Source organism: Methylomonas sp. Uni0009 (assembly GCF_054188105.3).
The window spans coordinates 1,658,428-1,676,981 of record NZ_JBTAFN010000001.1 but is presented as its reverse complement, the minus strand read 5'-3'; the positions used below and the strand labels follow the sequence as shown (position 1 = coordinate 1,676,981).

The 18,554-nt window shown below is 52.1% G+C and carries 19 protein-coding genes; 14 read left to right on the top strand and 5 right to left on the bottom strand.

Annotated elements, in window-relative coordinates; genetic code table 11:
- Positions 1-2: 2 nt before the first annotated feature.
- From ACWAU0_RS07825 to typA, 4 genes are all read left to right on the top strand, one after another.
- Positions 3-905 (top strand): LysR family transcriptional regulator, encoded by a 903-nt coding sequence (locus ACWAU0_RS07825; RefSeq protein ID WP_020484211.1) that lies wholly within the window; start codon positions 3-5, stop codon positions 903-905.
- Complete coding sequence (locus ACWAU0_RS07820; RefSeq protein WP_458138839.1) at positions 902-1,471, top strand: class I SAM-dependent methyltransferase; 570 nt, start codon at positions 902-904, stop codon at positions 1,469-1,471. The genes ACWAU0_RS07825 and ACWAU0_RS07820 overlap by 4 nt, the downstream gene beginning before the upstream one ends.
- A gap of 12 nt (positions 1,472-1,483) precedes the next feature.
- The gene (locus ACWAU0_RS07815; protein WP_319961570.1) at positions 1,484-1,876 is read left to right on the top strand and encodes a rhodanese-like domain-containing protein; all 393 of its coding nucleotides are present in this window, start codon (positions 1,484-1,486) and stop codon (positions 1,874-1,876) included.
- 107 nt (positions 1,877-1,983) lie between these two features.
- Positions 1,984-3,792 carry a translational GTPase TypA gene (gene typA, locus ACWAU0_RS07810; protein ID WP_415879388.1) on the top strand — a complete coding sequence of 603 codons (1,809 nt, stop codon included), beginning with the start codon at positions 1,984-1,986 and terminating at the stop codon, positions 3,790-3,792.
- 69 nt (positions 3,793-3,861) lie between these two features.
- On the opposite strand, the gene ACWAU0_RS07805 is transcribed toward typA, so the two are convergent.
- The gene (locus ACWAU0_RS07805; RefSeq protein WP_033156889.1) at positions 3,862-4,674 is read right to left on the bottom strand and encodes a sulfite exporter TauE/SafE family protein; all 813 of its coding nucleotides are present in this window, start codon (positions 4,672-4,674) and stop codon (positions 3,862-3,864) included.
- Positions 4,675-4,889: 215 nt separating this feature from the next.
- Between ACWAU0_RS07805 and ACWAU0_RS07800 the strand changes: the two genes are divergently transcribed.
- The 4 genes from ACWAU0_RS07800 (at position 4,890) to yfbR (ending at position 7,773) form a co-directional block, all read left to right on the top strand.
- The gene (locus ACWAU0_RS07800) at positions 4,890-5,294 is read left to right on the top strand and encodes a hypothetical protein (RefSeq protein ID WP_458138838.1); all 405 of its coding nucleotides are present in this window, start codon (positions 4,890-4,892) and stop codon (positions 5,292-5,294) included.
- A gap of 420 nt (positions 5,295-5,714) precedes the next feature.
- The gene (locus tag ACWAU0_RS07795) at positions 5,715-6,170 is read left to right on the top strand and encodes a hypothetical protein (protein ID WP_319961566.1); all 456 of its coding nucleotides are present in this window, start codon (positions 5,715-5,717) and stop codon (positions 6,168-6,170) included.
- Positions 6,171-6,364: 194 nt separating this feature from the next.
- Complete coding sequence (locus ACWAU0_RS07790; protein WP_319961565.1) at positions 6,365-7,150, top strand: retropepsin-like aspartic protease family protein; 786 nt, start codon at positions 6,365-6,367, stop codon at positions 7,148-7,150.
- Entirely contained in the window at positions 7,150-7,773 is a 624-nt protein-coding gene (yfbR, locus tag ACWAU0_RS07785; RefSeq protein ID WP_205452524.1) for a 5'-deoxynucleotidase, read from the top strand. The genes ACWAU0_RS07790 and yfbR overlap by 1 nt, the downstream gene beginning before the upstream one ends.
- Here the strand turns inward: yfbR and ACWAU0_RS07780 are convergent.
- Complete coding sequence (locus ACWAU0_RS07780) at positions 7,768-8,466, bottom strand: NUDIX hydrolase (RefSeq protein ID WP_205452523.1); 699 nt, start codon at positions 8,464-8,466, stop codon at positions 7,768-7,770. The two genes, yfbR and ACWAU0_RS07780, sit on opposite strands and share 6 nt — an antisense overlap.
- A 128-nt stretch (positions 8,467-8,594) precedes the next feature.
- Here ACWAU0_RS07780 and ACWAU0_RS07775 point away from each other — a divergent pair, with 128 nt between their 5' ends.
- The 6 genes from ACWAU0_RS07775 (at position 8,595) to ACWAU0_RS07750 (ending at position 15,722) form a co-directional block, all read left to right on the top strand.
- Positions 8,595-9,443, top strand: coding sequence for a cysteine hydrolase family protein (locus tag ACWAU0_RS07775; RefSeq protein ID WP_205452522.1), 849 nt, complete (start codon positions 8,595-8,597; stop codon positions 9,441-9,443).
- A 9-nt stretch (positions 9,444-9,452) separates the two neighbouring features.
- A complete protein-coding gene (pncB, locus tag ACWAU0_RS07770; RefSeq protein WP_205452521.1) occupies positions 9,453-10,643 on the top strand; it encodes a nicotinate phosphoribosyltransferase in 1,191 nt (396 codons plus the stop codon).
- A gap of 19 nt (positions 10,644-10,662) precedes the next feature.
- On the top strand, positions 10,663-12,360 hold the full coding sequence (locus tag ACWAU0_RS07765) for an NAD+ synthase (protein ID WP_205452520.1): 1,698 nt from the start codon (positions 10,663-10,665) through the stop codon (positions 12,358-12,360).
- Between the two features lie 10 nt (positions 12,361-12,370).
- Positions 12,371-13,417, top strand: coding sequence for an NUDIX domain-containing protein (locus tag ACWAU0_RS07760; protein ID WP_205452519.1), 1,047 nt, complete (start codon positions 12,371-12,373; stop codon positions 13,415-13,417).
- Positions 13,418-13,475: 58 nt separating this feature from the next.
- Positions 13,476-13,694: a DUF3820 family protein gene (locus ACWAU0_RS07755; RefSeq protein ID WP_171697175.1), complete on the top strand. Its 219-nt coding sequence runs from the start codon at positions 13,476-13,478 to the stop codon at positions 13,692-13,694.
- Positions 13,695-14,645: 951 nt separating this feature from the next.
- A complete protein-coding gene (locus ACWAU0_RS07750; RefSeq protein WP_033156900.1) occupies positions 14,646-15,722 on the top strand; it encodes an alkene reductase in 1,077 nt (358 codons plus the stop codon).
- A 445-nt stretch (positions 15,723-16,167) separates the two neighbouring features.
- Here ACWAU0_RS07750 and ACWAU0_RS07745 read toward each other — a convergent pair whose 3' ends face one another.
- From ACWAU0_RS07745 to ACWAU0_RS07735, 3 genes are read right to left on the bottom strand one after another with little or no spacing between them, the layout of a single operon-like run.
- Positions 16,168-16,749 (bottom strand): DUF4166 domain-containing protein, encoded by a 582-nt coding sequence (locus ACWAU0_RS07745; RefSeq protein WP_458138837.1) that lies wholly within the window; start codon positions 16,747-16,749, stop codon positions 16,168-16,170.
- A 3-nt stretch (positions 16,750-16,752) separates the two neighbouring features.
- The gene (locus ACWAU0_RS07740; RefSeq protein ID WP_033156902.1) at positions 16,753-17,226 is read right to left on the bottom strand and encodes a DUF2269 family protein; all 474 of its coding nucleotides are present in this window, start codon (positions 17,224-17,226) and stop codon (positions 16,753-16,755) included.
- The gene (locus tag ACWAU0_RS07735) at positions 17,223-18,512 is read right to left on the bottom strand and encodes an NAD(P)H-binding protein (RefSeq protein ID WP_033156903.1); all 1,290 of its coding nucleotides are present in this window, start codon (positions 18,510-18,512) and stop codon (positions 17,223-17,225) included. The genes ACWAU0_RS07740 and ACWAU0_RS07735 overlap by 4 nt, the downstream gene beginning before the upstream one ends.
- Positions 18,513-18,554 lie beyond the last annotated feature (42 nt).

Genomic DNA, 18,554 nt, shown 5'->3' with positions numbered 1-18,554 from the left:
CCATGGACAAACTAACCAGCATGAATGTCTTTGTCCGCGTCGCCAAAGCCGGCAGCTTTGCCGGAGCCGCCAAAGATCTCGATATTTCCAGAGCAATGGCTACCAAACATATTATGCAGTTGGAAAGCGAACTGAACACACGCTTATTCAATCGCACAACCCGCAGCTTAAGCCTGACGGAAGCCGGCGAGGCTTACCTGGAGCGCTGCCAGCAAGTCCTACTGGACGTGGCCGAGATGGAATCGGCGATCACTCACCTGCAAACAGAGCCACGTGGCACACTGAAAATTCTGGCACCGCCAGTCATCGGCGCCAGCCATATTTCGCCGGGCTTGACCGAATATCTAAAAAACTACCCTGACCTATCGGTGGAAATGGTGCTGAAAGGCGGACAAGTCGATTTAATCGATGAGGGCGTCGATCTGGCTATTTATTTGGGACAACTCAACGATACCAGCCTGGTGGCCCGAAAACTGGCCAGCTCGTCGCTGGTCGTATGCGCCTCTCCGGAATATCTCAAAGCACACGGTACGCCACAAGACCCCGAAGACCTGGAAGACCACAGCTGCTTGATCAACTGGGCGATCCCACCCCGTAACAAGTGGCGATTCAAGGGCATACTCGGCGAACGCACCGTTACTGTCACAGGCCGGATGCAGGCCAACATGGCCGATCCGATCCGCAACGCTGCGGTGAATGGCTTAGGCCTGATCATGTTGCCGCGCTACATCGTCGGTCGCGACATCGAACAAGGCCGTTTACAAGTGGTCATGGAGCAATACGGTATCGCGCCGCTGGAGATTTATGCGGTTTACCCACACCGCAAATATTTATCCGCCAAAGTCCGTTCGTTTCTGGAGTTTATTCAAGCCTGGCTACCGCATAGAATCGGCATGAACCCATGACCGATCTACAAAGCAAGTGGGACGCCATTTATCGAGATTCCACCGCCGCACCTGCGCCAGCCGAGGTGTTGGCGCGGCATCAGTATTTGCTACCCAAGCAAGGCAAAGCGCTGGAATTGGCCTGCGGCATCGGCGGCAACGCGATATTACTGGCCGGATCCGGACTGGCCGTCGATGCTTGGGATATTTCCTCGGTCGGCCTGGGAATATTGCAACAACAGGCTGCCGAAAAAGGCCTTTCCATCGCCACTCGGCAATGCCATATCTACGCCGAAACACTTACAAATCAAACTTTCGACGTGATTGTCATCAGTCGTTTTCTTGACCGAACCCTGTGTAATGCGATAATGGCAGCCTTGAAACCGGGCGGCCTGCTGTTTTATCAAACATTTACCCGCAACAAACTTGACCAACAAGGCCCCAGCAATCCCGATTATTTACTGGAAAACAACGAATTATTGCGGCTGTTCTGCCCCTTAAGTGTGGTTTTTTACCAAGAATACGCAAAACTCGGCGATGTGCGATTCGGCAATAGAAACGAAGCCTGTTTTATCGGGCAAAAATAAAGCGGTAAATTAATGATAGAAAATCTCGACCCCAAACAATCCTGGGCGGTATTACAAAGCAATCCGGCAGCGGTACTGATCGATGTCAGGACAGCCATTGAGCACAGCTTTGTCGGCCACCCGCCGCAAGCCATTCATGTGGCCTGGAAAGAATTTCCCGGCATGCAGTTAAATACGGGTTTTGTGGAGCAAGTACAACAGCACGCCCCAGATAAAGCCGCGCCGATACTGCTCTTATGCCGCAGCGGACAACGCTCTGTAGACGCCGCCAAAGCCCTGGAAGCGGCAGGTTATCAGCATCTGATCAACATTCTGGAAGGCTTCGAAGGCCCGCTGGATGAAAACAAACACCGCGGCAATACCGGTGGCTGGCGTTTTCACGGCTTGCCTTGGCAACAAAGTTAATCCCTCAGCCAACCGGTCCGCGCCCGCGCGCGAACCAAAACTAAATCCCGCTGGGCGGCTTGTCCGTTCGGCCTATCTGTTCCTTAAAAATCATCTAGTAAATTATTGTGATAGAAAAACTCAGAAACATCGCGATCATCGCCCACGTCGACCACGGCAAAACCACCCTGGTTGACCAACTTTTACAGCAATCCGGCACCTTCGACGCGCACACCAAAGTCGACGAACGGGTGATGGACTCCAACGCGCTGGAAAAAGAACGCGGCATTACCATTCTGGCGAAAAACACCGCGATCGACTGGAACGGCTATCACATCAACATCGTCGACACCCCAGGACACGCCGACTTCGGCGGCGAAGTTGAACGGGTTTTATCGATGGTGGATTCAGTTTTATTGTTAGTTGACGCGGTCGACGGCCCGATGCCGCAAACCCGCTTTGTTACCAAAAAAGCCTTTGCCTTGGGTTTAAAACCGATTGTGGTGATCAATAAAGTAGACCGTCCCGGCGCGCGCCCTGATTGGGTCGTCGACCAAACTTTTGACTTGTTCGATAACCTCGGCGCCACCGATGAGCAATTGGATTTCCCGATTGTGTATGCCTCGGCGTTAAATGGTTTCGCCGGCCTGGAAGCCGACGTATCCGGCGGCGATATGACTCCGCTGTTTCAAACTATTGTCGATAAAGTATCGCCGCCGCCGGTTGATGTGGACGCACCGTTCCAAATGCAAGTCATCAGTCTGGATTACAACTCCTACGTCGGCGTAATCGGCATCGGCCGTATCAAGCAAGGCAAAGTCTCGCGCAACATGCCATTGACCATTATCGATAACGAAGGCAAAACCCGTAGTGGCCGCATGCTGAAACTGTATGGTTTCCATGGCTTGGAGCGCGTTGAAGTGGAAACCGCGCAAGCCGGCGACATCATTGCCTTCTGCGGTATCGAGAATCTGAAAATCTCGGAAACCTTGTGCGACCCTAACAATGTAGTTGCCTTGCCGCCGCTATCGGTCGATGAACCGACCGTGAGCATGACCTTTCAGGTCAACAATTCGCCGTTTGCCGGTAGAGAAGGTAAATTCATTACCACTCGCCAAATTTACGACCGCTTACAAAAAGAGTTACAGCACAACGTGGCTCTGCGTGTTGAAACCACCGACGATCCGGATAAATTTAAAGTGTCCGGTCGTGGCGAGTTGCACTTGTCGGTATTGATCGAGAACATGCGCCGCGAAGGTTTCGAGCTGGGCGTTTCGCGCCCGCAAGTGATCATCAAAGAAATTGACGGCATCAAACAAGAACCGTTTGAAAATGTCACAATTGAAGTGGAAGAGCAGCACCAAGGCACCATCATGGAAAAATTGGGTGACCGTAAAGGCGACCTGAAAGATATGGTACCTGATGGTAAAGGCCGTATCCGCTTGGAATATGTCGTGCCTTCCCGTGGTCTATTGGGCTTCCAGACCGAGTTCCTGACCGCAACCTCCGGATCGGGCCTGTTCTATCACGTATTCGACCATTATGGCCCTGTGAAAGAAGGCGCGGTCGGTAATCGTGTGCGTGGCGTGTTGATTTCCATGGCCAAAGGTAAAGCGGTCGATTATTCACTGTATCCGCTGCAAGCTCGCGGTGAGTTGCTGGTGGTTAATGGCGATGAAATCTACGAAGGTCAATTGGTCGGTATCCATTCTCGCGGTAACGATTTAGTGGTTAACCCGACCAAGCCCAAACCTTTAACCAACATTCGCGCGGCGGGATCTGACGACAGCTTGACCTGCGCCAAAATTCAAAAAATGACGCTGGAACAAGCTTTGGAATTTATCAGCGATGACGAGTTGGTCGAAGTGACACCTAAATCAATTCGTCTACGTAAAATCTTATTGACTGAAAACGAACGCAAACGCGCGCCGAAATAGGCAAACAAAAAAAGCCGTGCTCGTCGCAAAGACGAGCACGGCTTTTTTATTCAGAAAACCAGATTGGGCTTATTGCAATACGAATTTTAAGCCTATCACCAGCAGTAAAGTCGCTAACACCGGACGCAAAAAATATTCGGGAATCTTCGCACTTAGATGACTGCCGACCCAAATACCCGGCACCGACCCCAGCAGCAAGCTAATCAGTAAATCCAGATCGAAATTCCCCAGGCTCAAATGTCCCAAACCGGCCACGGCGGTCAAAGGTATCGCATGTGCCAAATCGGTGCCGACAATTTTCAAGGTCGTCATTCTTGGATAAAGAAATAGCAAAGCAACGGTTCCCAAAGCTCCGGCACCAACCGACGACAATGTCACCAACACCCCCAGCACCGCACCAGTAAAAACCGTTGCAACTTTTTCCCAGCGCGGTGAAAATCGGCCACTATTTCCCTGGTTGCTGTGTTCGTCATCAATCTCCGCACTCTTGGACGCTTTGCGTAACAGAATACTGCGAACCAGCAAGGCCAGAGCGGTCAGCAACAAAGCAACACCCAAGGTAAAGGTAATTGCACCGGTCACTTCCTTGCCAACCTCCATCAGATTTTTCAACACATAAAGTGTTACACCTGCAAAAGGCAAGCTACCCAACGCCAACCAGCCGACGATTTTCCAATCTACCGAACCGTGCTTACCGTGATGAACAAACACCCCGGCGGTTTTCGTAATCGACGCATACAGTAAATCCGTGCCTACCGCGACGGCCGGTTTAAAGCCAAACAAAAACACCAGAAGCGGTGTCATCAACGAACCGCCGCCAACCCCGGTAACACCCACCAACATACCCACGGCAAAACCGGATGCCGTATACATTAAATTCATAGACAATCACCTTAAACTTCATAATATTCGATAAGTGACTTCATTATGCCAGCGCAATCACTCAGCTTATTAATGATTAAATTGCATATGTATATTTAATTTTTAGATATTTATCGGTCTGAGCGCACAATCGCTCAACACCTAAATGACTGAGTCCGACTCCATCTTTTAGTAAACTGACGAGTATTCACTAAAATCCAACTTTAGGGGGATTTATGGTTAAGCAAGCGATAATTTTGGTATTTGGCTGGCTTTTGTCAGGCACGGCCTTCGGCGATCAAGATGACTGGGTCTACACGCCACGTCAGCAACCGCAGCAACGACAATACCGGCAGCAACCCGAGCAGCGGCAATACAATCGCCGAGACGATTACAGCAATGACTATGAACAGGATCGTGATCGTGATCGTGATCGTGATTTTCAAGACTATCAAAGAAATCAAGGCAATCAAGGTTTTCAGGGCTATCGAGGCGGCTATCGCGGCTACGTTCCTCAGCCTCCGACCGGCTATCAGGCTCCCGCCGACTATTATGGGTTACCGCCAGTAAGGGGTTTTGTCTACCCACCGCAACCTCAGCAAATGCCGGGATTCGAGAATCACCAACGCGGACGCTGGTAACTGTAAAACTAACTATTGATCTTTAGCATGAAAAAGGGCATCAGGCTTTCGACATCTCTTCACTCAGATTGACCTTACGATACTGAGCGTTTTTGTCGGGAATTCGATAAATTGTCGGACAGTTGGCAAGCGTTCCCGAAGATAGAGCTTTTTGCGGGTTTTGAGATAGCGATGAAAGGGCTGGGTTTGCATTTACAAGGAAACTCTTAACACATTGATTGCACTGGCGGCCCGACAAACTTACCACGAACGGAATCAATAACATATGCTTCTCCTTGAGCCTGCCGGAAGACTTACTCGAAGCGGCCTTAAGTTTTAAAAACAAACAGTTATTGCCGAATTTTGGCACCGGCGGAAATTGGTCATGATTTTGCTTGGCGGTTAATGCCTGTCCAAATCAAATCGACTAAGGGGAATAAAATGTTTGAACACAAAAATCTTGACGGCACATGGAACCGCGTTGTTTCAACAAACGATGCGTATCTGAGTGGTGATATTCTGGAAACGCGGGATATGGTCGGCACCGAACCCGAGAAAATCGCGCGTATGCAATTTGCTGTGATCGGCCAGCGCCTGGTCGAGCGTTGCCTGCCGCCGGAAGCCTTGAGTGAAACTTGGGAGCAGGATGCCGGCAAGCTGCCTTGGTGGGATTCGGTAAAAAACCCGCCGCATATGGGTATTATCGCCGACTTCAACAGCCACAACGGCGGTTTGCATCGTATTCCTTTCGACGCCAATCATAACGTCGTTGGCTTTGCCAGTGATGGCGAGGAAATCGTTCTCGGTAAAGGCGTGTACACAGTCACCCGCAAAAGCGATGGCAAAGAGTTGAGCGCTGCATCGCAAAGTGAGCTGCGCGCGTTGTATTTCGCATAAGCGGTGGATTGATCGGCACTGGACCCGGTTAACCCGGTTTTATTAACCCGGCCCTCAAACATCGTTGCTCCCGCTTAAGCGGGAGCCCCGTTTTCTCACTCCCGCTCACCGGTATGCTAAGTTTTAGGTAATAATCGGCGCTAGCTGAGAATGCTACGAGTTTTTTCGCTGAACGCAGATTGTCGGAACGGAACATGGGCATACAGGATCGCGACTACTACCGGGAAAAATATCAACCAGGGTCTAATATTGCCGGCCCTGATGTGGTCGCTCATCGGACGACGCAGCGGGATCGCGGAAAATCCGGTCACAGCGGCATTCGCTATCTTTTGTTTCCGGTCTTAACCATTGCCGCCCTGTGGTACGGCGCCGATGCCTTTTTGAGGTTCCAACAGTCCAAAAGGCAGACGGAGATACCGCTTCCGGCGGCTATGGCTCCGCAAGCCCAACCACAATCTAATCTGATTACTCCCAAAGCCGGCGGCGTGGTTTTAAAAACCGACCCGCAAGGCCATTTTCGCGGTACGGTGTTAGTCAATAATGTGCCTATGCCTTTTCTAATCGACACCGGAGCGACCAAAACCGTGATTCCGAGCAGTATGGCAATCCAAGCCAGTTTGCCCTTCGGCGGCGTGGTGCAATCCAATACTGCTGGCGGCAAAGTAGCGGATCGCGCGACTCAAATCACAAGCTTGGTTCTGGGTAGTGCTGTCATTAAAAATCTTGATGCGCACATCAACGACCACCTGGATGAAGTGTTGATTGGCATGAATACTTTAAAATATTTCCAGATCACGCAAACCGGCAATACGCTGACTTTGTTAGCCAATAACCAAGCCGGCATCAGACCGGCCAGCCAATACGTGGACAGCCTGGAGAACTTGGCCGCCAATCAATCTGCCAAAAAGCCCACGACCATCAAAAAAACCGTGCATTGCGATGAACGCCAGGTTTGCACAACAACCTATAGCGATCATTAATGCCGGCCATTAGCAGCAGTTTTTATGCTTACCTATCGCGCTTGCGTTGGATCAAGCGTTGGGGTTTGAAGCGCAACGCCCATGAAGAAAATGTCATGGAGCATAGCTGGGAAGTGGCGGTGATTGCCCACACGCTGGCCTTAATCAAAAATCGCTATTTTGACGGCCAACTCGATGCCAATGCGGTCGCCACCGCCGCGTTGTATCATGATGTAACCGAAGTGATTACCGGCGATTTGCCGACGCCGATCAAATACCACTCGCCAGCGATTCTGGGTGCTTACAAGCAAATCGAACAACAGGCCGAAACCGAGCTGTTGAACTTGTTGCCGGGCGCATTGCGCGAGGATTTTCGCTCGTTTATTCAACACGAAAACCTGCCGGATGTTCATCAGCACATCATCAAAGCAGCCGACAAGATTTCCGCTTATCTAAAATGCCAGGCCGAACTCAAAGCCGGCAACACCGAGTTTGAAATGGCCGCCGCGCAGTTGGCTCAGAATATTCATGAATTGCAACAGCCGGAAGTAGTGTTTTTTATGCAGGCGTTTGCGCCGAGTTGCGGCTTGACGCTGGATGGCTTAATGCAAAAAAGCGATGCCGAAAAAGGCCGGACTCTATAATCCGCGCACCAATAGTTTTAACTGATTTTTAAATTCGCTTTTCAACCGATAAAGCTGCGCGGGCCTATGCGCGCCGGCTGTTTCGGTTTGCCCTTCTACTGTTTCCAGCACCCCCAGTTCCTCCATTTTTCGTCGAAAACTGACTTTGTTCAGGGTCTCGCCTAAGCAAGCCTCGTACATTTTCTGCAATCTCGGCAAGCTAAAGGTTTCACCGGCCAAGTAACAAGGCAAGGAGGAATACTGCGACTTGTTACGAATCCGCTCCACCGCCGCGGCAATGATGTCGTTATGGTCAAACGGTAGGCGCCGCAAGGCATCCACTGCACAAATAGTCAGGCCGGGATGGTTTGCGGACAAGATCAAATCGGCATCGACCAAAGCAAAATACACCACCGAGATTGACCAGCCGCGTGGGTCCCGCGCTGCGCCGGCAAAGGTTTTCAGTTGCTCTAAATAGGGCGGCAGCAAACCGGTTTTTTGTTGCAGGATGCGTACCGCGGCGTCCAGGCAATCCCTATCGTCTTGCGCGTGAATATACCCGCCGGGCAAGGCTTCCTGGTTTGCGTAAGGTTCTTTGTCGCGTTTGGACAGCGTAACGCACAAGCGATCTTCTTGGATGATCAGCAAGACAATATCAACAGTTGAAATAATGGGTTCGAGCATAGCAATATTGAGTTGGGCTACTTGAGGCATCTTAGTTAGTAAAGAATTATAACTATACCTGCATAAAAAATAGCGCACGATAAATTTTTGTTAGTTGCATTATGTAACTAACAGGGTTAAGCTAAGCCCATCTCAACTATCGTCGCAGGTTAAAGCTCATGGCAAATACTCAATTACTGATCATTGATGCGCAAAACGACTTTTGCGATAACACCCCCGAAGGCTATGCTCCGGCCCTGCCCGTGCCGGGCGCCTATCAGGATTGCCTGAGACTGGCGCAGTTGATTGAACAAGCCGGACTTGCCATTGCCGGCGTTATCGCCACGCTCGATACCCATCACATGATCGATCTGGCACACAACAGCTCTTGGCTAACTGCAGAGGGTGTAGCCCCACCCCCATTTTCCCGGGTGACTGCCGCTGACTTTTTAGCAGGCCGTTATCGCCTGGCCGTCACACCGGTGTCACCGGAGCAAAACGATTATGTTCTAAACTACCTGCAACAACTGGAGCAGATGCAGCGGCCTTTTATCCTTTGGCCGCCGCATTGTTTAATCGGGACACCGGGACACAAGCTTAACCCCGAGTTGGCGCAAGCCTTAAGCCATTGGGAAACGCGAACCTGCAAACCCGTTACGCTGGCGCAAAAAGGCGAAAACATTTGGACGGAAAGCTTTTCCGCACTAAAAGCCGTCATCCCGGACCCTGCCGATCAGGCCACGCAGTTGAATCGAGCACTACTGGAAATACTCGCTGAGTCGGATCGTTTATTAATCGCCGGCCAAGCCAGCAGCCATTGCGTCAAGGAGACGATCAGCGACATCTTGCAGTTCGGCGCCGCCGAGCTAAAACGCAAGCTAGTGATCCTGACGGACTGCATGAGTCCTATCAGTGGATTCGAAGCGGCGGTCGAACAATTTTTTACCGAACTGCGCGCACAAGGCATTCGTTTGGCAACCAGCGCCGAAATGGCTTTGGAACTGGTCCCCGAAAATAACCCATACTAAGGAATGCACATGACTCCCATCGTCAAAAGCCTGCTCGAAAACGATTTGTACAAATTTCCGATGTGGCAAACCATGCTGCATAAGCGCCCGGAAGCCAGCGCCGAATACGACTTTATCTGCCGGAGTACGCCGGAATACCCGCTGGCCGACTTGCTGGCTGATGTCAAACAAGAGCTGGACCACCTTTGTTCGCTGCAATTTGCCGACGACGAGTTGGTCTATTTAGCCAAACTACGTTACTTAAAACCCGATTTCATCGAGTTCCTGTCCTTGTTTCGGTTTAGAAGCAAATACATCAAGGCATTTGCGGAAGGCGACACCCTGAGAATTCAAGCCCAGGGTCCGCAAGTGCATGTGATGAATTTCGAGATATTTTGTTTGTACATCGTCTCGGAACTGTATTTTCGCCGCTTCGATCAAGCGGCGCTGCTGGCGGAAGGCAGACGCCGCTTGCAGGCAAAATTAGCTACCCTTAAAGCCTTTGCCGAGCAACCCGCAAAAACCCATGCCTTCGAGATTTTCGATTTTGGTTTACGGCGGCGCGCCTGGAGTAGCTGGCAAGAAGAAGTGGTGCGGACCTTTCAAACCGAAGTGCCCGGCTTGTTTAAAGGCACATCCAACGTCTATTTGGCCAAAAAATTTGGTTTAACGCCGATCGGCACCATGGCGCATGAATATCTGCAATCCTACCAAGCCCACGTGGTGCGGCTGCGCGAGTTTCAACGTATGGCCTTGGAAGATTGGGCGCAGGAGTTTCGCGGCGATTTGGGTGTGGCGTTGACCGACACCATTGGGATGGATGCATTTTTGCGCGATTTTGATTTGTATTTTGCCAAGTTGTTTGACGGCCTGCGGCATGACTCCGGCGATCCGGTGATTTGGGGCGAAAAAGCCATCGGCCATTATCAAAAACTACGCATCAATCCGCATGGCAAACGCTTGGTGTTCTCGGATGGACTGGATATTCCCAAGGCAATCAGTCTTTATCAGCACTTTGGTGATCGCATTCAGTTGGGCTTTGGGATCGGCACAAATTTAACCAACGATCTTGGCGGCCCCAAGCCTTTGAATATTGTGATGAAGCTGGTGCGCTGCAACGGCGACCCGGTGGCGAAATTGTCCGACGCCCCCGGCAAAACTTTATGCAATGACCAAACCTTTATCGCCTACTTGCGGCAGATTTTTAATCACTACGCCTAAATTCTGCATAGGAATTGTTATGTCTACTTGTCCCTTAACCGTCGCCATCGCCCAAATCAATCCTATGGTCGGCGATTTTGCCGGCAACTTGGCGATTGCCAAAGATGCTTATCGCCAAGCCGGCGCGCAGCAGGCGCAATTGTTAGTGTTCCCGGAGTTGTCCTTGTGCGGGTATTACCCCGGCGACCTGTTAAACGAATCGACCTTTATTCGCAAAGCCTACGAAGCGTTGGCAGAGCTGACTGCTTTTTCAACGCAGTTTCCGGACCTCGTTGCGATTGTCGGCACGCCGATAAGAGCAAACGGCCCCGGTAAGCCGCTGTATAACGCGCTGATCGCCATCCGTAACGGCGAGACTATTGCGGAATATCACAAGCAACTGTTGCCCACCTACAATATTTTCGATGAGCGCCGTCATTTCGAGCCGGGTCAACAGGGCGCGGTGAGTATAGATGTCGGCGGTTATAAAGTAGGGCTGATGATTTGCGAGGACGGTTGGAATGATGACGCCGACGATTATCCGGTTAATCCTTACGAAGCACTTGCCCGGATGCGCCCGGACTTGGTGGTCAGCATCAATGCCAGCCCGTCCAATATCGGCAAACGCGCGCAACGCCAACAAGTGATTTGCGGCGCCGCCCGCCGGCATGGCTTGCCGATACTGTATGTCAATCAAGTCGGCGGACAAGACAGCATTGTGTTTGACGGGGCTTCCTTTGCCGTGAATGCCGATGGTGAGATTGCGCGCGAATGGCCGGCTTTCCAAACGGTGATAGATACGCTGCGTTTTACAGAAGGCGGATTTCAAACCATTGCGCAATCGGCCCAGCCCCAAATTGATAATGATCAGGAATTCATTCTGCAACATATCCTGCTGGGCTTACGCGATTATGTGCGGCGCTGCGGCTTTAAGCGAGTCGTGGTGGGTTCGTCGGGCGGTATTGATTCGGCGTTGACGATTGCGATTGCCGCCGAGGCCTTGGGACCGGAAAATGTCATCGCCATCACGATGCCGTCGGCATTTTCCAGTAGCGGGTCGGTAAGCGACTCGCAGTTACTGTGCGAGGCTTTGGGGGTAACGCTTTACAGCTATCCGATCAAGGCGCTGGTCAATGATTTTGGGGGGCAATTTCAAAGCAGCTTTAACGATGAATTGCGCGGCTTGAGCCTGGAAAATCTGCAAGCCCGCCTACGCGGTACCATCCTGATGGCGTACTCCAACCACTCCGGCGCGATGGTCCTCACTACCGGTAACAAAAGCGAAATATCGGTGGGTTATTGCACCTTGTACGGCGACACCAACGGCGGCTTGGGCCTGATTGGTGACTTGTACAAAACTGAGGTGTACCGGCTATCCGCTTACATTAACCAACGCGCCAATCGCGAGATTATTCCCGCGGCGATTTTAACCAAACCGCCTTCCGCCGAATTGGCGCCCGATCAAAAAGACACCGATAGCTTGCCGCCTTACGAGGTGTTGGATGAAATCTTGAAACTGCTGATCGAAGGCAAGCAGTTGGCTGAGCGGGAATATCAACAAGCCCAGGAGTTTGTGACTGGCTATCGAGCCAGCGCCGCCGGCGAAGCGGTGTACCAACGCATCGTCGGCATGATAGCCCGCAACGAATACAAACGCCGACAAGCACCGCCCATCATTCGGGTGCGACCCAAAGCGTTCGGCGCCGGCCGGCAAATGCCGATAGCGGCCAAGCATTAAGGCTAGAGCGATGACTAAATACCAAAAAGCCATTGTGATTGGCCGTTACCAAATTTATCACAAGGGGCACGAGCAACTAACCCGCCGGGCCTTGGAGATTGCTGACGAGGTGCTGGTGATTGTCGGTTCGTCCTTTCAGTCCAGAAATATCCGCAATCCGTTTAAATGGACCGAGCGGGCGGCCATGATCACCGCCACGCTGCAGGAGAGCGAGCAAACCCGCCTGACATTTTTACCGGTGCGGGATTATTACGACGATACGCTGTGGAATGCCGATGTCAGGCGGCAAGTTGGAGCATGTGTGGCGGACGGCGAACGGGTTGCGTTGGTCGGCTTTAACAAGGACGAGTCCACGTACTACCTGGATAATTTTCCGGATTGGGCGATGGAAGCGATAGAGTCCGAGCTGGATATTGATGCTACGGCGCTGCGCCACCAGCTGTTTGCGGCGGAAAGCGCGGAGACCGCGTTGACAAACATCGCCAGGCGGATTTCTGTGCCGGTGCGGGATTTTTTAAATGATTGGGCAAAGAATCCCGAGTACGCGGTATTAAAAGCGGAATACGCCAAAATCGATGCAGAGAATCAAGTCTATGCTGGTATTCCTTGGGATATTATTGCCACCACCGTCGATGCGGTAGTCACTGTCAACGATCATGTATTGCTGGGTAAGCGCAAACATTATCCCGGCAAAGGCTTGTGGGCTATCCCCGGCGGCTTTCTGGAGAAACGCGAATCCTTGCTGCAAGGCGCGATCCGCGAATTGAAGGAAGAAACCAGCCTGAACCTGCCGGATGCCGCTTTGCGAGACTGCCTGCAACAGGTTAAAGTGTTTTCCCACCCCAGAAGATCGTGCCGTGGCCGCGTCATCACGCATGCGCATCACTTTGCTTTGGCAACTCCTTGGCTTGATGGGTCTCGGCCGGAGATAAAAGCAGCGGACGATCTTGAAAGCGTGGCCTGGATACCGATCACGCAGCTGCCGGCACTGGAAGAAGCGCTGTTTGAAGACCATTTCGCTATCTTGTGCAACTTCCTGTCATTTCAAACTAAGTAGGACGATGCACGTTATTTAAGCTTAACAGGGCAGAGGGAATAGCCAGGGAAACTTATCCATGAAACCCGAAGATTTACCAAAACTGGTCAGCGTTACTATGCCTTACGGCAAATACAAGGGCCGCGTTATCGCCGATTTGCCCGGCCACTACCTCAATTGGTTCGCGCGCGAGGGATTTCCTGCCGGTGAATTAGGCCGGCTATTGGCATTGATGCAGGAAATGGATCACAACGGCCTAAAACTTTTGCTCGAGCCGCTCAGACAAATAAAGTCCTGACTATTAAGCTGGTCCTTAATATGACTGGTCTTTATTTGCCCGGTATCAGACGGCTGTTTTTTAGGCAAAAAAATTCCGACACGAGGCCGGATTAAGGGAGGAAGTTATTGCGCTGAACATCTCTGCAATGGTGAGTATAGTATCAGTGTTTCCTAATGCCTGGAATGCGACATAATGTCACGCGGCAACTGGCTGAAACGCAGTTTAGTGATGCCCGTGGTGACCAAAATGTCCGTGACCGTGATGCCCGCCATAGCCCCTATGGCCTCCGTATCCCCACCCACCGCGAAACATTGGCACAGGGACCGGCACAACAGGCGCCGAATAGCCGTAACTATAGCTACCGTAACCATACGGCGTATATGTCGCGGGATAAGACTCCGCATAGGGTGCGTAAGCCACACAACCGCTCAACATCGTCAGACTCAAAAACATCAGGGCAAGGCGTATTCGCGTGTTCACGACTACCAACCTTGCCGTATATTCCGATCACACCGCGGTGCTGGGATGGGTTGTTGATAGACAAACCCTCTCACTGGCGGCAACCCGTAATAATCTGCCGGTGCCTGGTAATAGCCGACTGCGGGCGGCGGCACGTATGCGCGGTAATACGGATTGTTATAGTGATACCCGTAGTGCTCGCGTTGGTAACTATGATGATGTCTGCCACCCCAGCCGCCGTCATGCGCAAATGTTGCGCTCGAAAATAGCAAGATGGTTGCCAATAGTGTGGTAAGCCTGAACATAAATCCTCCTTATCCGGGATCTTCAGTTGCGGCTCATTGTTCACCCGCAGGCTTAAACATCTCTTAACTGACGACAATTCTTAATAAGACTTTTCCGCGCACGGTATGAACGGTGCCGCCTGATTGCATATTTCCATAAAATACCTGGCTGGATGGTATGGTGTAAGGTAAAACAGCTAACAATTGCATTTAACATGGAGACGATATGAGCAACCTGTTTGAGCCCATCAAAGTGGGGGACATCAATTTACCTAACCGCATCGTGCTGGCACCTTTGACACGCTGCCGAGCCAGCGCCGGCCGGGTGCCTAACGAGTTGATGGCCGAATACTACGCACAGCGAGCGGATGCCGGGCTGATTTTAAGCGAAGCCACCAGCGTGTCCGCGCAAGGTGTGGGCTATCCGAACACGCCCGGCATTTGGTCGGATGAGCAAGTGGCGGGCTGGACTAAGGTAACCCAAGCAGTACATGCAGCGGGCGGACGAATTTTCCTGCAACTCTGGCACGTCGGCCGGGTGTCGCATCCGGACTACCTAAACGGCGAGTTGCCCGTCGCGCCCAGTGCGATTGCGCCCTTGGGGCATGTCAGCTTGCTCCGTCCGATGCGGGATTACGTGACACCCCGAGCCTTGGACATTAGCGAAATCCCCGGGATTGTCGAGACTTACCGTAAAGGCGCGGAAAACGCCAAACTTGCCGGTTTTGACGGGGTGGAAATTCACGGCGCCAATGGCTATCTGTTAGACCAATTTTTGCAGGACAGCACCAATAAAAGAACCGATGCTTACGGCGGTTCGGTGGAAAACCGCGCCCGTCTGATGCTGGAAGTGACGGATGCGGCTATTTCGGTATGGGGACCGGGTCGCGTGGGTGTGCATCTTGCGCCCAGAGGCGACTCGCATACGATGGGTGATTCCGATCCCTTAAATACCTTTGGCTATCTAGCCGAGCAATTGGGCAAACGCGGCATTGCGTTCATTTTTACCCGAGAATCGCTCGGAGAAAACCGTATCAGCCCGGCGTTGAAAAAGCGGTTCGGCGGGGTGTTGATTGCCAACGAAGGCTTTAATAGAGAAACCGCGCAGCAAGTCATTGCAGCCGGCGAAGCGGATGCCGTTTCGTTTGGCAAGGACTATATTGCCAATCCCGATTTAGTCCGGCGTCTGCAACTAAATGTGGCCCTTAACCCCTATCATGCTGAAACCTTTTATGGGGCCGCGGGGCAGGATCCGAGAATTGGCTATACCGATTACCCGCGTTTGGTCGCGGACGTGGGCTAAAAAAATAGTGTGGTTCCCGCGCAAACGGGAACCAAACATGTTACCCACCAGTGGCTTGCGCGGCTTGCAGAGAGATATTAATCGCCACCCGGAACTTCAGACAACGCCATATCCTGCAATAATTCCAGCCAAATCTGGCGATATTTTGGACATCCGGCTTGGTAAAAACAGTTGGCCAAGACGCGCCAACCGGCCATGCTGGGTTTCTTCAGTCAACACGTCGTAGCTGTTCGCGCTCAGCCGGAATGGTGCCTGGACTAACCAGGCTCAAACCCACTCCGGTTACACCGCCATGCAAGAGCTCACCCCACAATATTCGAACTTATCCGCGATTATTCCGGGTCGTCTTGAAAACCGGAACACAGCGGTATAGCGGGCATGCATGCTTGGGAAGAGCCGCGTTTGTATCCCGCTCTGTAGCCGCCCTTCCCATCGATAAACCCTATCAGCCATAGCAAAAGTTACCCCGGTAGTAATAACTCACACCCCACCAGGGATGGCGGATGCTGAAATCCAGATAGAACTCGTCTTCTGAAACAGCACGTTCGCTGATGCTGGCCGAACCTAGCAATAAGTAATCCGGAATATTCAGGCGTAGCGACCCGCATTGCCAGAAATGGCCGTTACTGCGATACAGCAACTCGCCGTTTTCGACGCTGACGTGCAAGCGTAAACCAAAACCAAAGCCTATGAGTTCGACCAACTCGTGGTCAGCCGCATAACTCATCCTGGAACTAAAGCAATCAGTTTTACCATCGGCGTAAGTCATCGTCCTATGCCACTGCAATAGTTCGCCGTCGGCGGTCTTGTCCACTTCGGCTTGTGCCGCCTGCCCGCGCCACAGTAACAAGCCGCCGAACAAATGAATCAGCCAAATCAAAGGAAACAGGTAAATTGGATAGCCTATTTCCATCGTTCCCGTTAGCCGGCTTTGTTGGCAGTCGCTGATTCGATAATGTCTTTGAATCACTTCCGGCAATTGTTGCCAGTCGTCGCCCAACACTTTTTGCATTAATGACACAGACATGGCTTAGCTCCAGAGTGAATTATGAAACACCATCAAGGTGGTGATGCCTATCATGCCGAAGAAGGCCGGCACGCCCAACCATAGCCAAATCTTGGAATAATAGTGGTAAAGGTACGGCAAAGCCCGGCCTTGGGCCAGTGACTCGGTGGCGATGTCGCGCATGCGGATCTGCAAAATCACCACCGGCAACCAGCACAGCCCGGTGATTAAATACAGCACCACTGTCCACCACAGCCAGCCGTCGCCGAACGAAGCCGACAATTGATCGGCCAATAACACGCCGGTTAGCGGTTGGATAATCACGGTCGGCGTGGTGAACCACCAATCGGCCAACACTACATGTTTACTGGTCGTGGCGATTGCCGCGTGATCGCCGCTTTTATCGGCCATCACTTTGTAAAACACCGTGCCGGAACCCAAGCCAAACAGGACGATGGCGCTGAGGATATGGATCAATTTTAACGATAAATACATCATGACTGCTCTCCTTCCATTACTCTAAACATCAACAAGCACATTAAAAACGGCAGGTTTTTCAGTAGCGGGCCGAACGGGTGGAATACAAATTCCGGTAAACATGCGGCCACTATCAGGCTATAGCCGAGGACGACCCAGAACTGCCAAAGCATGAGCTGACTAATCCTAAACTGCGCCAAGGTCGCCAATCCCAAGCCCATATCCATGGCTGCCAAGCCGTATAAGGCTATTGGCGCGCCCACGCCGGTGATGCCGAGTGGTGCCAATAGCTGATAACTCAGTTGATGCGGGTAGAAAAACAGCGAGGTGATGCCGCTCCATAGCCAGACGAAGGCAATCACGTATCGCAACAAAGGCTTGAGAAAATACAAACCCGCATGCCAACGCTCGGCTGGGCTGGCCGGTTGAACAAACCATTGCTCGTTCACGTTGATGGGCGCTCGTTCCAAAAACTGGGTGAGCGGCGCTGGATCCGCGCAATTGCCGCGATTCAGCATCGCCAGGTTGTCTTTACTGACAATCGGCTCGTTCAGCCATTTGCCCATACCCGCCATGCTCAGAGCAAATTGGTAAGATACGGAGCAAGTTCTGGCTGTTGGTTTGCCCAGTCGCCGCCTAAGCCCTTGCAGCCAGTCCGCATAACTTATCGGACTGGTGCCGACCAGAGCCAAGGTCTTACGACCGGAGACAGCCGGCTCGAGACAACGACAGACGGTGGCGGCCACATCGGCAATATGAATGGGTTGCAAAAGCTGGCGACCACCATCCGGCAGCAAATGCACGGGTAATGCCGCCAACGCATGAAACAAGCCGCTACTTTGCCCGCCGTGACCATAAACCAGCGACGGTTGCAGTACAAACCAGTCCAGGGCCAATTCACGTAAGGCATCGTCGGCGGCTTTTTTGCTGAGGTGGTAATTTGATTCGGCGCCCGCGTCGGCACCCAAAGCCGAAACTTGCACGATCTTTTTTACCCCGGCGCACGCACCGGCCTGAAACAAGGCTATCGGTGCTTGACTATGCAACTGGGCAAAGCTTTGGTTGTTGTTCTCGGCAATAATGCCCACGCAATTGACGATTGCGTCGATAGCTCGCAGATGGGGCAGCCAGGAGTCGATCATGCCGGCCTGGGCAAAATCCAATTTTAATCGGGTCAGGTTTGGATGATCGATGAGTAGGCGTTCGGGGTGGCGGCAACAGGCCGTGACCTGGTGACCCTGTCGCAGCAACTCGTGTAATACGGCGCTGCCGATAAAACCGGTCGCGCCGGTTAATAGGATGTTCATGGTTTTGCTCCAAATGTTGAGAGGCAGGAGCAGATTAACGAC